Source organism: Streptomyces sp. NTH33, from assembly GCF_003236365.1.
Classification (GTDB): Bacteria; Actinomycetota; Actinomycetes; order Streptomycetales; family Streptomycetaceae; genus Streptomyces.
Map to the genome: position 1 here is coordinate 23,706 of NZ_POTZ01000011.1, position 13,963 is coordinate 37,668.

Annotated in this window: 14 protein-coding genes and 1 pseudogene; 6 read left to right on the plus strand and 9 right to left on the minus strand. The window is 71.0% G+C overall.

Annotation, left to right across the window (positions count from 1 at the left end):
- Window positions 1-18: 18 nt before the first annotated feature.
- Entirely contained in the window at window positions 19-1,083 is a 1,065-nt protein-coding gene (locus tag C1I97_RS02265) for a DedA family protein (protein ID WP_111001531.1), read from the minus strand.
- 186 nt (window positions 1,084-1,269) lie between these two features.
- The gene (locus C1I97_RS02270) at window positions 1,270-2,031 is read right to left on the minus strand and encodes a MerR family transcriptional regulator (protein ID WP_111001532.1); all 762 of its coding nucleotides are present in this window, start codon (window positions 2,029-2,031) and stop codon (window positions 1,270-1,272) included.
- A gap of 133 nt (window positions 2,032-2,164) precedes the next feature.
- On the opposite strand from C1I97_RS02270, the gene C1I97_RS02275 reads away from it, so the two are divergent.
- Window positions 2,165-3,448 (plus strand): ion channel protein, encoded by a 1,284-nt coding sequence (locus C1I97_RS02275; protein ID WP_111001533.1) that lies wholly within the window; start codon window positions 2,165-2,167, stop codon window positions 3,446-3,448.
- A gap of 52 nt (window positions 3,449-3,500) precedes the next feature.
- On the plus strand, window positions 3,501-4,943 hold the full coding sequence (locus C1I97_RS02280; RefSeq protein ID WP_111001534.1) for a glutamate decarboxylase: 1,443 nt from the start codon (window positions 3,501-3,503) through the stop codon (window positions 4,941-4,943).
- Between the two features lie 60 nt (window positions 4,944-5,003).
- Here the strand turns inward: C1I97_RS02280 and C1I97_RS02285 are convergent, their stop codons facing one another.
- From C1I97_RS02285 to C1I97_RS02300, 4 genes are all read right to left on the minus strand, one after another.
- Entirely contained in the window at window positions 5,004-5,645 is a 642-nt protein-coding gene (locus C1I97_RS02285; RefSeq protein WP_111001535.1) for a PadR family transcriptional regulator, read from the minus strand.
- A 24-nt stretch (window positions 5,646-5,669) separates the two neighbouring features.
- Complete coding sequence (locus C1I97_RS02290; RefSeq protein WP_111001536.1) at window positions 5,670-6,209, minus strand: DinB family protein; 540 nt, start codon at window positions 6,207-6,209, stop codon at window positions 5,670-5,672.
- 138 nt (window positions 6,210-6,347) lie between these two features.
- Window positions 6,348-7,808, minus strand: a complete 1,461-nt coding sequence (locus C1I97_RS02295; protein WP_111001537.1) for an aldehyde dehydrogenase family protein — start codon at window positions 7,806-7,808, stop codon at window positions 6,348-6,350.
- Between the two features lie 162 nt (window positions 7,809-7,970).
- Entirely contained in the window at window positions 7,971-8,795 is an 825-nt protein-coding gene (locus tag C1I97_RS02300) for a helix-turn-helix domain-containing protein (protein WP_111001548.1), read from the minus strand.
- Window positions 8,796-9,138: 343 nt separating this feature from the next.
- On the opposite strand from C1I97_RS02300, the gene C1I97_RS02310 reads away from it, so the two are divergent.
- Complete coding sequence (locus C1I97_RS02310) at window positions 9,139-9,690, plus strand: ATP-binding protein (protein WP_181446526.1); 552 nt, start codon at window positions 9,139-9,141, stop codon at window positions 9,688-9,690.
- Window positions 9,691-9,782: 92 nt separating this feature from the next.
- Here C1I97_RS02310 and C1I97_RS02315 read toward each other — a convergent pair whose 3' ends face one another.
- Both C1I97_RS02315 and C1I97_RS02320 read right to left on the minus strand, forming a co-directional pair.
- Window positions 9,783-10,052, minus strand: a complete 270-nt coding sequence (locus C1I97_RS02315; RefSeq protein WP_111001540.1) for a DUF397 domain-containing protein — start codon at window positions 10,050-10,052, stop codon at window positions 9,783-9,785.
- Window positions 10,053-10,290: 238 nt separating this feature from the next.
- Window positions 10,291-10,689: pseudogene (locus tag C1I97_RS02320) on the minus strand (ArsR/SmtB family transcription factor); the annotation flags it as partial.
- Window positions 10,690-10,827: 138 nt separating this feature from the next.
- Between C1I97_RS02320 and C1I97_RS02325 the strand changes: the two are divergent.
- Window positions 10,828-11,325 (plus strand): hypothetical protein, encoded by a 498-nt coding sequence (locus tag C1I97_RS02325; RefSeq protein WP_111001542.1) that lies wholly within the window; start codon window positions 10,828-10,830, stop codon window positions 11,323-11,325.
- Window positions 11,326-11,417: 92 nt separating this feature from the next.
- Window positions 11,418-11,966: a DUF4232 domain-containing protein gene (locus C1I97_RS02330; protein ID WP_111001543.1), complete on the plus strand. Its 549-nt coding sequence runs from the start codon at window positions 11,418-11,420 to the stop codon at window positions 11,964-11,966.
- A gap of 19 nt (window positions 11,967-11,985) precedes the next feature.
- On the opposite strand, the gene C1I97_RS02335 is transcribed toward C1I97_RS02330, so the two are convergent.
- The gene (locus C1I97_RS02335; RefSeq protein ID WP_111001544.1) at window positions 11,986-13,086 is read right to left on the minus strand and encodes a DUF2786 domain-containing protein; all 1,101 of its coding nucleotides are present in this window, start codon (window positions 13,084-13,086) and stop codon (window positions 11,986-11,988) included.
- A 115-nt stretch (window positions 13,087-13,201) separates the two neighbouring features.
- Between C1I97_RS02335 and C1I97_RS02340 the strand changes: the two genes are divergently transcribed.
- The gene (locus tag C1I97_RS02340) at window positions 13,202-13,954 is read left to right on the plus strand and encodes a Clp protease N-terminal domain-containing protein (protein WP_111001545.1); all 753 of its coding nucleotides are present in this window, start codon (window positions 13,202-13,204) and stop codon (window positions 13,952-13,954) included.
- Window positions 13,955-13,963 lie beyond the last annotated feature (9 nt).

A 13,963-nucleotide genomic window follows, 5' to 3' on the forward strand; every position in this document is an offset into this window, starting at 1 on the left:
AGCGCCCGGGCGCTCCTCTCAGGGGGCGCGGTGGTAGCCGCCGTCGTCCGGGTGCTGCGGGTTCTGGTCGTAGTGCCCCTGCCCGCCGTAGTGGCCCTGACGGCCGTAGCCCTGCTGGTCGTGGCCCTGCTGGTCATAGCCCTGCTGACCGTAACCCTGCTGGTCGTGGCCCTGCTGGTCGTGGCCCTGCTGACCATAACCCTGCTGGTCGTAGCCCTGCTGGTCGTAGTGGCCCCGCCGGCCGTAGCCCTGCTGGTCGCCGTACGGCTGCTGGGGGTACTGCTGCTGGGGGTACTGCTGCGGCTGGTTCTGGTTGCCGTTCTGGCCGCCGCCGTACTGGTGCGGCGGCTCGATGCGGCGCAGGCGGGTCGTGGCGTCGTCCATGACCGGCTGCTGGTACTGCTGCTGATACGGGGCGGGGGTCTCCTGTGCGGCCGGCTCCTCCGGCCCCTCGGGGTTCTTCTTCCCCTGGGAGCGGGCGCGCAGGAACTCGATGATGATCGGGACCACCGAGAGGAGGACGATCAGGATGAGGATCGCCTCGATGTTCTTCTTGACGAAGGCGATGTTGCCCAGCCAGGAGCCGAGGAGGGTCACCCCCGTGCCCCACAGGATGCCGCCGATGACGTTGAAGATCAGGAACGAGCGGTACCGCATGCCGCTGACGCCCGCGATGATCGGCGTGAACGTGCGCACGATGGGCACGAAGCGGGCCAGGACCAGGGACTTGGGGCCGTGCTTCTCGAAGAACTCGTGCGCCTTGGTGACGTTCTCCTGCTTGAACAGGCGGGAGTCGGGGCGGTTGAAGAGCGCCGGTCCGACCTTCTTGCCGAACATGTAGCCCGCCTGGTCGCCGAGGATCGCGGCCACACAGATGAGGACGATCACGAGCCACAGGGGATAGCGCAGCTGACCCGACGTGACCAGCAGGCCGGTGGTGAACAGCAGCGAGTCGCCCGGCAGGAAGAAGCCGATGAGGAGACCGGACTCGGCGAAGACGATGAGGAGCAGGCCCCAGAGTCCGAAGCTGTTGAGCAGGTAGTTCGGATCCAGCCAGCTTGGGCCGAGGGCAAGCGTCATCACGGTTCCGGACTCCTGACGGGGTGGGGAGATACGGCGTCGGGGCGTCGAGGCACGGCCTCGGTGCACTGCCGCACAAACTACCAACGCAATGTGTACACCCTGGGTTCCACTCGGGCCGAGTGGGGCGCCGTACGGCGGCGGTCCTGGCCCGGGAGTGCCCCGTACCGGGCGGCCCGGGCCAGGTGGTCAGGAGGTGTGCCGGCCGGCGTTGGCGAGGATCGCCTCGCGCAGGTACGCGGCCAGGCCCGGCCGGATCTTCTCGTAGGTCGCGGTGAAGCGCGGGTCGGTGACGTACATCTCCGCCAGGCAGGTGTGCATCTCGTGCGCGCAGTCGTAGTAGCTGCCGGAGATGAACCGGCGGTGCTCCTCGGCCACGTCCATGGCGGCCTGTGAGCCGGCCGGTGCGCCCGCGTCGAGCAGCGCCGCCATGCGCCGGTGGATCGCGTCCTGCTCCTCGGTGAGCCGCTGCCAGTCCTCCTTGGTGTACGAGGCGGTACGGCGCCGGGACTGCCGGTAGGCCTCCGTGCCGCCCCAGCGCTGCTGGACCTCCTCGGCGTATCGCTCGGGGTCGTGGTCGCCGAAGACCTCGAACCGCTCCTCGGGTGTGAGGTTGATGCCCATCCTCTGTGCCTCCATGGCGTGCTCCACGGCCGCGGCCATCCTCCGCAGCTTCTCGATCCGGGCGGTCAGCAGTTCGTACTGGCGGCGCAGGTGCGCCCCCGGGTCCGCTTCCGGGTCGTCGAGCAGGGCCGCGACCTCCTCGAGCGGGAAGCCGAGCTCCCGGTAGAACAGGATCCGCTGCAGCCGGTCGAGGTCGGCGTCGCTGTAGCGCCGGTGGCCCGCGTGGCTGCGCTCGCCCGGGACGAGCAGGCCGATGTCGTCGTAGTGGTGCAGTGTGCGCACCGTCACTCCGGCGAAACCGGCGACCTGTCCCACGGTGTAGCCCACTTCCGCTCCTTTCTCGGTACGCGCTCCACAGTGGGTCCTCACGTCGCGTGAGGTGCAAGCGCGTTTCCCCGGGAGTGCCGGGGCGCTTCCCGCTCCGGATGTTGTGTCGCTTTCGTCCGCTTATCGTGAGCCCGTGGCCCAGGACACCGCACAGCAGGCACCCGCCGCCCCGGCGGCCCCGGCCCGCGCCCTGCTGCCGCTGCTCCTGCCCGCACTGGCCGTCGGTGTCGGTTCCAGCCTGATGTTCCTGCTGGTGAGCGGGCTGGCCGAGGAATTGCAGGGAGCACTCTGGCAGGACCTGCCCGACGCGCTGGGCATCGGCCGGTACTCGGTGGTGTGGATGCTGGCCGTGCTCACCGCGACCGGGGTCCTGGTGGGTCTGGTGGTGTGGAAGGCGCCGAGGCACGCCGGTCCCGATCCGGCGACGCTGGGCCTGACGGCCGCCCCGATCCGGCCGGCCGTGCTGCCGGGGCTGCTGGCCGCCACCATGCTGATGCTGGCCGGCGGCCCGAGTCTTGGTCCGGAGAACCCCGTCATCATGGCGAATGTGGCCCTGGCGTTCTGGCTGGGCCGCAGGCTGCTGCCCCGGATGCCGGGCGCGCTGTGGCCGGTGCTGGCGGAGGCGGCGACGATCGGTGCCCTGTTCGGCACGCCGGTGGCCGCCGCGCTCGTGATCTCCGAGGCGCTGGCCGGGCGGCCGGCCAAGGGCGCGTTGTGGGACAACCTGTTCGCGCCGCTGGCCGCCGGGGCGGCGGGCGCCATGACGACCGCCCTGGTGGCCCACCCCACCTTCGACCTGGGCCTGCCTCCCCTTGGCCGCCCCCGCTGGGACGACCTCCTGGCCGCGCTGGTGATCGCCTCCGCGGCCGCGCTGCTCGGCCTCGCCGCCGTGTACGCCTTCCCGTACGTCCACCGGGTCTTCTCGCGGCTCGGGCACCCGATGGTGGCGCTGCCCGTCGGCGGGCTCGTGCTCGGCCTGCTGGGGGCGCTGGGCGGCCATCTGACGCTCTTCAAGGGGCTGTCGGAGGTCGCGGAGCTGGCCCGCGACCCCGACGGCCGGACGGCGGGGCAGTTCGCGACCCTGGCCGTGGTGAAGCTGGCCGCGCTGCTGGTCGCCGCGTCCTGCGGCTTCCGCGGCGGGCGGATCTTCCCCTCCGTGTTCATCGGCGCCGCGTTCGGGCTGACCGCGCACGCGCTCGTGCCCGCGGTGCCGCCGGCGCTGGGCGTGGCGGCGGGTGTCCTGGGCATGCTCATGGCCGTCACCCGGCAGGGCTGGGTGAGCCTGTTCACGGCCGCGGTCCTCGTGTCCTCGCCGACGGTCCTCGCCCTGCTGTGCGTCGCCTCGTTGCCGGCCTGGCTGCTGGTGACCGGCCGGCCGCAGATGCAGCTCTCGAAGGACGGGAGGGCGATCCGCTGACCCTCCCGCTCCGGCTCCCCTCGACCTTCACTCACCCCGTAGGAGACAGTCCATGCCGCTCCACCGAGGACACGAGAAGCCCGACGAGCGCCCCCTGTCCGTCAACCCCTTCTACGGGGAGGCCAACCCGGCCGTGGAGATGGCCGAGGCGCCGCCCAAGCACCGGCTCGCGGAGGCGCCCCTGACGCCCACGACGGCGTATCAGCTGGTGCACGACGAGCTGATGCTGGACGGCAACTCACGGCTGAACCTGGCCACGTTCGTCACCACCTGGATGGAGCCGCAGGCCGGCACGCTGATGGGCGAGTGCCGGGACAAGAACATGATCGACAAGGACGAGTACCCGCGCACCGCCGAGCTGGAGCGGCGCTGTGTGGCGATGCTCGCCGACCTGTGGAACGCGCCGGACCCGTCGGCGGCCATCGGCTGTTCGACGACCGGGTCGAGCGAGGCGTGCATGCTCGCCGGGATGGCGCTCAAGCGGCGCTGGGCTGGGGGTCCCCCCAGGTCGTCAAGGCACTGGGGGAACAACGAAGACCGCCGGCCCGCGCGGGACGTGCGCCCGAACCTCGTCATGGGCGTCAACGTCCAGGTGTGCTGGGAGAAGTTCTGCAACTTCTGGGAGGTGGAGGCCCGTCGGGTCCCCATGGAAGGCAGCCGCTTCCACCTCGATCCGCAGGCCGCCGCCGAGCTGTGCGACGAGAACACCATCGGGGTCGTCGGCATCCTCGGCTCCACCTACGACGGCTCCTACGAACCGGTCGCCGACCTGTGCGCCGCGCTGGACGCCCTGCAGGAGCGGACCGGCCTGGACGTCCCCGTGCACGTGGACGGCGCCTCGGGCGGCATGATCGCGCCCTTCCTCGACGAGGACCTGGTGTGGGATTTCCGCCTGTCGCGGGTGGCGTCGATCAACACCTCGGGGCACAAGTACGGGCTGGTCTACCCCGGTGTCGGCTGGGCGCTGTGGCGCGACAAGGAGGCGCTGCCCGAGGAGCTGGTCTTCCGGGTCGACTACCTGGGCGGCGACATGCCGACGTTCGCGCTGAACTTCTCCCGCCCGGGCGCCCAGGTGGTGGCGCAGTACTACACGTTCCTGCGGCTGGGCCGCGAGGGCTACCGGCTGGTGCAGCAGGCCACCCGCGACGTGGCCCGCCACCTCGCCGAACGGATCGAGGCGCTCGGCGACTTCCGGCTGCTGACCCGCGGCGACCAGCTGCCGGCGTTCGCCTTCACGACGGCGCCGGACGTCACGTCGTACGACGTGTTCGACGTCTCCCGGCGGCTGCGCGAGAGCGGCTGGCTGGTGCCCGCGTACACCTTCCCGCCGAACCGGGAGGACCTGTCCGTCCTGCGCGTGGTCTGCCGCAACGGCTTCTCGGCGGATCTCGCCGAACTGTTCGCCGAGGACCTCGCCCGGCTGCTGCCGGGCCTGCGCCGGCAGCCGCACCCCCTGACCCGGGACAAGCGGGCGGCCACCGGCTTCCACCACTGACGGCCGTACAGCCCCACCACTGACGGCCGCACAGTTCCACCACTGACGGCCGCACAGCGCTCAGCGGTCGTCCTCCGGATGCCGCTCCCCCGTCGCGTACGGGTTCTCCTCGCCCTCGGCCAGGACGCCGACGAACGGCTCGCCCTCACCGGCGAAGGTGTAGGCGCCCCGTTCGAGACGTTCGACCAGGCCCCGGGTCCAGGTGGCGTCGGAGTCGGCCCGGTGGACCCAGAGGTTCATGATCTCGCCGATGTGGCCGAGCCGCTCGGGGCCGTCCTCGGGGACGTAGTGCTCGGTGACGGCGGTCCGCCACTGCCCGATCCGCCGGATCCGCTCCCTGAGCAGGGCGATCGCCTCCTCCCTCGGCAGGTCGACGAGGAAGCCGATGGCCGCGGACTGGATGTCCATCTTCTGGTCGTAGGCGACCAGGGCCTCCCGCAGCAGCCGGAAGTACTCCTCGGTGCCCGCTTCGGTGACCTCGTATTCCGTGCGGGGCGGGCCGCCGGCCGTGGAGGGGGCGGTCTCGTGCGCGTGCAGCAGCCCCTGCCTGGCCATCTGCTTCAGGGCGTGGTAGATCGAACCGGGCTTGGCGTTGGACCACTCGTGCGCGCCCCAGTACTCCAGGTCGCCCCGCACCTGGTAGCCGTGGGCCCGCCCGTGCTGACGGACGGCGCCCAGCACCAGCAGACGGATCGCTGACATGCGCCCCAGGTTAGGGCCGCCGGCTCAGCCCGCCTGCGCCAGGGCCACCAGTTCGAACGCGGTCTTCCCGTCCAGCGACTCCCGGATGATGTCGGCGTGTCCGGCGTGCCGGGCCGTCTCCCGGATCAGGTGCAGACACAGCCGGCGCACGGAGACGCGCTCGTCCGGCGGGAACCACGGGGCGTTCAGCAGCGGGAAGGTGTCGTCGAGGCTCGGGACGGACCGGACGTACGCCTCCGTCCCGGCGGCGACCTTCTCCCAGTGCTCCAGCTGGGAGGCGACCGTCTCGTCGCCCAGGAGCTGGAAGGACTCGTGCCAGTTCGACTCGTCGCGCGCGACCGCCGGCGGCTCCTGCCTCGCCCGTGCGATCCACCCCTGCTCGACCTCGGCGACATGCTTGAGCAGCCCGCCCAGGGACAGCTCGCTCGCGCTCGGACGGCTGCGGGCCTGCTCCTCGGTCAGCCCGAGCAGCGCCCAGCGGATCCCGCCGCGCTGCTCCTCCAGGAACGCCAGCAGCGCGCCCCGCTCGTCGCCCCGCTCCTCGGCTCGCACGTGAGTGACCATGACCGGCCGCTTTTCGTCGTGTTCGTTACTTCTTGTCCGGCCCTCTCGACGCTACGGGCCCTTGCGGACAGGTTCTGTCCGCAAGGGCCCGGGGCACGGAAGTACGTCCTTACGCGAGGACTCCTGGCGCGATGACTCCTAGAAAGGGAACCCGCTCCGCCCGTGCTGGACCGAGATCCACTTGACCGTGGTGAACGCGTCCACGGTCGTCTCGCCGTTCAGGCGGCCGACGCCGGAGTGCTTCTCACCGCCGAAGGGGACGAGCGGCTCGTCGTGGACGGTGCCGTCGTTCACGTGGAACATGCCGGTGTCGATCCGCCGGGCGAAGGCGACACCCCGCTCGACGTCCGCCGTGTGGACGGCGCCGCTGAGCCCGTACGGGGTGTCGTTGACGATCCGGACCGCCTCCTCCTCGCCGTCGAACGGGATGACGAAGGCGACCGGACCGAAGACCTCCTGCCGGAGCAGGGGGGAGTCGGCGGGCACGTCCGTCAGGACGGACGGCTCGACGAGGTTGTCGGTGGTGGTGCCGTGCACCAGGGCGGTGGCGCCCTCGGCGAGAGCCTGCTGGACGGTGCTCGAAAGAGCGTTCGCCTGGGTGGAGTTGATCACCGGCCCGATGACGGTGTGCGGGTCGCTCGGGTCTCCGACCTTCAGCGACCTCACCTTGGCGACGAACTTCTCGGTGAACTCACCGGCGACCGAGCGGTCGACCAGGACACGGTTCGCGGCCATGCAGACCTGGCCCTGATGGACGTACCGGCTGAAGACGGCCGCGTCGACCGCGTAGTCGAGGTCGGCGTCGTCGAGGACGACGATCGCGCTGTTGCCGCCGAGCTCCAGCACCGCGCGCTTGAAGTGGGTGGCGCAGACGGTGGCGACGTGCCGGCCGACCGCGTCGGAGCCGGTGAAGGAGATGACCCTCGGGACCGGGTGCTCCAGGAAGGCGTCGCCGATCTCGGCTATGTCCGTGACGACGACGTTGAGCAGACCGGCCGGCAGCCCCGCGTCCTCGAAGATCTTCGCGATCAGGGTGCCGCCGGTGACCGGCGTGTCCTGGTGCGGCTTGAGCACCACGCCGTTGCCGAGGGCGAGGGCCGGGGCGACGGACTTCAGGGACAGCAGGAAGGGGAAGTTGAAGGGGCTGATCACGCCCACCACACCGACCGGCACCCGGTAGACGCGGTTCTCCTTGCCGTCGGCCGGGGACGGCAGGATCATCCCCTCGGGACGCAGCGCCAGATGGACCGACTCGCGCAGGAACTCCTTGGCGAGGTGCAGCTCGAAACCGGCCTTCAGATGCGTGCCGCCGAGCTCGGCGATGATCGCCTCGGTGATCTCCCGCTCACGCTCCTCGACCAGGCGCAGCGCCTTCTCCAGGACGGCCCGGCGGGCGTAGGGGTTGGTGGCCGCCCACTCCTTCTGGGCACGAGCGGCGCTCCGGTAGGCCTGATCCACCTCGTCGGCCGTGGCCGTGGTGATCGAGGCCAGCTTCTCGCCGTCGTACGGGTTGAAGTCGATGATGTCCCAGGAGCCGCTGCCCGGGCGCCACTCGCCGTCGATGTACTGCTGGGCCAGGTCGGTGAAGTAGGACGGCATCTGATCCCTCAATCCCCTGCTGCCGAGGCGGTCGAAGCAGTCGGAGCCCGATCAACTCCCGATCACTTCTTGTCGGTCTGATCGGATGCCATCGTACTTGCGAGCGAAGGGAGTTGAGGGTGGAAACGGCTTTCCGCCGGAGTCCCCGCGCCGACGGATCCCCTACGACAGCTGCAGCAGCCCGCGCAGCAGGTCGCGGCTCTCGTCCGGGCCGGGGCTGTCGTTCCGCAGCTCCTCGAGCGCCTTCTCGTACTGGGCGACGTCCTCGCGCTTGTCCAGGTAGAGGGCGCTGGTGAGCTGCTCCAGGTAGACCACGTCCGACAGGTCGGACTCCGGGAAGCTGAGGATCGTGAAGGCCCCGGACTCGCCGGCGTGCCCGCCGAAGCTGAACGGCATGACCTGCAGCCGTACGTTGGGCCGCTCGGAGATCTCGATCAGGTGCTGCAGCTGGCCGCGCATCACCTCGCGGTCGCCGTAGGGACGGCGCAGGGCGGCCTCGTCCAGGACGATGTGCAGGTCGGGGGCGTTCTCGGAGACGAGGTACTTCTGCCGCTCGAGCCGCAGCGCCACCCGCCGCTCCACGTCGGCCTCGCTCGCGTCCCGCATGCCGCGGCGGACGACCGCGCGGGCGTACGCCTCGGTCTGCAGCAGCCCGTGCACGAACTGCACCTCGTAGACACGGATCAGCGACGCCGCGCCCTCCAGCCCCACATAGGTGGGGAACCAGCTGGGCAGGACGTCGGAGTAACTGTGCCACCAGCCCGCGACGTTGGCCTCCTTGGCGAGGGAGAGCAGTGAGGTGCGCTCCGCCCCGTCCGTGATGCCGTACAAGGTCAACAGGTCTTCCACGTCTCGGGTCTTGAAGCTCACCCGGCCCAGCTCCATCCGGCTGATCTTCGATTCCGAGGCACGGATCGAGTACCCGGCCGCCTCGCGCGTGATCCCCCGGGCTTCACGCAGTCGCCTGAGTTGCGAGCCGAGCAGCATGCGCCGCACCACCGATCCGGGCTCTCCCGCGCTCACGTTCGCCAGCCTCCCCAACCGTCTTCAGGGGCCGCAGTCTGCCACTAAATCACTCCGAGCTGTACTCGCGCGGTTACGGAAACGGGAAGAGGCCGAAGATTCTGGGCAGTCGGCGGCGGCGAGGGAGCGGGAGAGGGGCGAACAGAGGACGGGAAGACGGCGGAAAAATAGCCGACAAGCGGTACGGGGCGACCCAATCCGGTCACGTGCACGTGCATCTGCCCTTGCATCTGTTGTACGCATCCGAAACCATGGCCTCGCACCACCGCCGCATCGCAACGACCGCGAATTCCCGGGAGTGCCTCGCATGGGGACGAATGGATCGACCATGCTCGAGCCGTTACGGCAGGGCCTTCCGCCGCTGGATCCCGCGGCCGTGGCCGGCGCCGCCTCCTGCGCTCTGCCCGCCCGCTACGAAGCGGTGCGCGAGGCGCGGCGGTTCACCCGCGGAACGCTCGACCAGTGGGAGCTGAGCGACCGGTTCGACGACATCTGCCTGGTGGTCTCCGAGCTGGTCACCAACGCCCTGCGGCACGGACTGCCCCTCGACCGGCGCCGCCCCGCCGACGAGGACCCGGGGGCCGCATGCCACGCCCCTGTGCCGGCCACATCTCTGCACGCCACGGGCTCGCACGTGCGTCTGCACCTGCTGCGCTGGCCCGAGCGGCTGGTGTGCGCGGTGCGCGATCCCAGCAGGGAAAGCCCGGTCGCCCGCGGGACGGAGGACTTCTCGGCGGAGTCGGGCCGCGGCCTGTTCCTCGTCGACTCCTTCAGCGACAGCTGGGGCTGGCACCCGCTGGCGGGCGCCCTGCACGGCAAGGTGGTCTGGGCGCTCTTCCGGCTGGGGCCCGCCGGTTGACGGACCGCGGCGTTCCACTACGCCGCGGTTCTACGCGCGTTGCCGTGCGCTGTGCGCCCCTTGTCCTGATTTTTCAGCCACCCGAGGGGACATCAGCCCGCGATCAGGTGGTCGAACTCGCCGTCCTTGATGCCCAGCAGCATCGCCTCGATCTCCGCGCGCGTGTAGACGAGCGCGGGGCCGTCGGGGAACCGGGAGTTGCGTACGGCCACCTCCCCACCCGGCAGCCGCGCGAACTCCACGCAGGAGCCCTGCGAGTTGCTGTGCCGGCTCTTCTGCCAGACCACCCCGCGCAGTCGCGTGGCCGCCATGCCGTTGTACACGTCGAACCCCCCGTACCCGCCCTCAACGTCGTGGTCCACAGGTCGCTCCCCGGTGGTGCACTGGCTGGTGTGGCCATTGATGCATCGGTCAACTGACCTGGATCATAACCCTGTTCACTTGCATATGCATGAGCAGATGCACGTGCACGGGGAGTGGTTCAGTGGTTACAGCATTGAGTTCCGCTCCACCGGAGCCGGTGAAGCGTCTGCCCCGACTCCCGCAGGACATGCGAGCGCTGTCCCCCGTCCATGATCTTCCGCGCCGTCATCCACGCCGTCATCCGCGCCGGGTCGTCCGGATCGAATCCTTCGTGCACCAGGAAGAGACGCATACCGCGGCTCTCGTGTTCCGGCCTTTGTGTGAGCGTCCGGTGAACGGGGCGGGCCGGATCGGCGTCGGTCCATCGGGTATGCGGTCCAGCAGTTCGCCGAGGTCCTTCATCCGGCCGCGCCAGAACCGCTCGTACGGGTGGAGCCGGTCCTGCACCTCGGCGAGCGGGGCCGCCAGAAGGCGGTGGATGCGCTGTCGGCCGGAGCGCTGCTCGGAGACGAGACCGGCCTCCCGGAGCGCCTTGAGGTGTTCCGGGAGGCCGGGGCACCGCATGTCGAAGCGGCCGGCCAGGGCCTGGACGGGCCGGGGTCCCTCGTCGCGCAGCAGCCGCAGCACCTCGCGGCGGCGGCCAGAAGGCTTCCTTCTCCGTCAGCCGTAGGGAAACTCCTGCACATCAAGGGGTATGCGTCCCACCGTGGCTGGTAACTTGCTGCGGTCGTACCGGCCGCCGGGCGGCCGGCCGGCCAGGACTTGGGGGCTTTGATGACGACGGCGACCAGGGCGACCAGGGTGAGCTCGGCGGTGCGGATCGCGTCGGTGGGCCTGCTCGGCGCGCTCGCGCTGACCGCGTGCGACAGCGGCGGCTCCGACTCCAAGGGCGGCGCCACCGCCACGCCGAGCGCGAGTGCAAGCGCGAGTGCGAGTGCGAGTACGTCCACGTCCGAGAACAACGGCGTAAATCTGGACGGCAGTTGGCTCGCCACCGCCGACGGCAGGGCCGTGGTCCTGATCGTCACCGGCAAGCAGGCCGCGCTCTTCTCGACCGACCGGACCAGGTGCACGGGGACCATCGGCGAGGAGGGCGGCAAGCACGTGTTCCACCTCGGCACGTGCAAGGCCCGTACGTCGGGCACGGTGGAGTCCGTCAACAAGACTACGCTCAGGGTCACCTGGGAGGGTGGTCTCGGTGAGGAGACGTACACCCGCTCGGAGGGCCCGGCGCTGCCGCCGAGCCTGCCCACGGCAAGTTTGGGTTCCTGACGCCCCGGAGGGACGGCGCCGGGGCGGGCAACCGCGGCGCACGCCCGTACGTGATGATCCTTGGACACCGCCACGACCCGAGGAACCACTTCATGCGCGCCATTCCGCTCACCGTCACCGCCCTCGCCGCGGCTCTCCTCCTCACCGCCTGCGACAGCGGCACCGACTCCGGGAGCACCGACTCCGGGAGCACCGACTCCGGGAGCAAGAACGCCGACAGCGCGGCCTGCCGGATCGGCGAGGTCGAGGTGCAGGTCGGCCCCGCCAACGCCGCGCCCGCCGCCGGGGACACGGGCAACGTGCCCGTCACCCTCACCAACCAGGGCGCCCAGTGCACCCTGGAGGGCTTCCCGGGCATCACCCTGTCCGCCGGGAGCTCCACGGCGACCGTCCCGGAGGACAGGACCGCCAGGCCGGAGAAACTCACCCTCGCCAAGGGCGGCACGGCGTCCTTCACGCTCACGTACGTGCGGGGCGAGGAGGGCGACACGAAGAGCCTCGCGGCGACGTCGCTGAAGCTCAGCCTGCCCGGAGCGGCCGGCAGCCAGGACTTCACGTGGTCCTACGGTCCGGTGCGGGGCAAGAAGGACGCGGGCGACCCGGACGCGTCGGTGACGGCCCTCCAGCAGGCGGGGGACTGACGGCGGCGCCCCCGGAGTGTCAGCGCAGCCGGGGGCGGGACCTCACCTCGGCCCGGTCCGCCGCCTGGGCGCCCTCCGTCCAGCCGGCCTCGTCGGTCACGCCACGCAGGCGGGTGGTGGCCGTCTCCGGGAACATGCGGTCCAGGCGGTCGGCGACCGCGACGTCCCGGCTCGCCAGGACGGGGAGCAGGTCCTCGGTGACCTGGGCCTCGGCGGCGGCCGCGAGGCGGGTGCCGATGCGGTGGGCGTAGGCGGCGAGGAAGGACTGCCGGAAGGTCCTGGTGCGCCTGCGCCCGCTCGCACGCTGTGCCGCCTCCGCCCTGGTCATCGCGGTCGTGGCCTGGACCAGCAGTGAGGTGTGGAGCAGTTCGACCGCTTCCAGGTCGGCCTCGAAGCCGACGACCGTGGAGAAGCCGAGGGGTTCGTTCCACACGGCCCGGCAGTGGTTCGCCGTGGCGACCGCGTCCAGCAGCACCGCCTTGGCCTGTTCGTACGGCGGCTCGACACCGATGCGGCAGGCGCCGGGGGCGTCGGGTGACGGGGCACGAGCGGCGAGCAGCGCCTCGTCGATGCTGTGCTGCGCCATCAGCTCCTGCGCCTTCGTGCTCAGCGCCTCCGCCTCCTCCGGGAAGCCGGTCGCCTCCGCCTTGGCGAGCAGCGCCCGGATCCGGGTCAGCATGCGGGACTCGGGCCGGGGCGCGTGCGCGGACTCGTCCAGGGGTTCGAGCGCGGGCAGCCGCAACAGCAGGCGGTACAGCTCCAGGACGGCGGTGGCGTACGAGAAGCGGTCGGTGCGAGGCGGTTCCTCGGTGGTCAGCTCGTCGAGCTGGGCGGCCCAGCGCGGGCCGCGCGGCCGGTCGTGCCCCGCCTGCGCGCGGACGAGCGCCGCCAGCAGCCGTACGTGGACGTCGTCCAGTTCCCGCCGCGCGATCCGTACGACATCGGCGGGCTGCCAGCCGCGTCGCCACGCCGCCGCGACCAACTCCTGCCCGCGCCGGGCGAGTTCGGCGTCCGCCGCGGGGTCGGCCGCCAGCAGGGAGGCACCGGTGTCGAGGGCGTCGTCGGAGGAGGCGTACAGGGCGGCGTCGAACGCGCGGTCGACAGTGCTGGGGCTGGTCACGTGTCGATCGTGCCATGGAGTGCGACACCTCCATCCACAGCCTGTGGACAGACATCCGCCGACCAGCTGTCAACTCACGGTTGACGCTGCCCCTGCGTCAACCTACGGTTGACACATGACGAACCCCGCCATCAGGTCGAACATCCGTCTGGACGACCTCATCTCGGCCATCAAAAAAGTCCACCAGGAGCCCCTCGACCAGCTCCAGGACGCCGTACTCGCCGCCGAGCACCTCGACGAGGTGGCGGACCACCTCATCGGTCACTTCGTCGACCAGGCACGGCGCTCCGGCGCCTCCTGGACCGACATCGGCAAGAGCATGGGCGTCACCCGGCAGGCCGCGCAGAAGCGGTTCGTGCCCAAGGAATCGGCCGACCTCGACCCCAGCCAGGGCTTCAGCCGCTACACGCCACGCGCGCGCAAGGTCGTCATGGCCGCCCACGAGGAGGCCAAGGCGGCCAGGAGCGCCGAGGGCACGCCCGCCCACCTCGTCCTCGGCCTGCTCGGCGAACCGGAGGCCATGGCCGCCCGGGCCATCGCCGACCAGGGCGTCTCCCTGGAGGCGGTCCGCGAGGCCGCGACCGCCGCCCTGCCCCCGGCGTCCGCCGACGCCCCCGAGCTCGTCCCGTACGGCCCGGCCGCCAAGAAGGCCCTGGAGCTCACCTTCCGCGAGGCCCTGCGCCTCGGCCACAACTACATCGGCACCGAACACATCCTGCTGGCCCTGCTGGAGCTGGAGAACGGCGAGGGCGTCCTGAGCGGCCTCGGCCTGGACAAGGCACGCACCGAGGAGTACGTCGCGGCGGCCCTGGCGAAGCTGATGGAGGACCGCGCGCAGCAGGAACAGGGAGACGGGCACGAGGGCTGACCGCCCCGC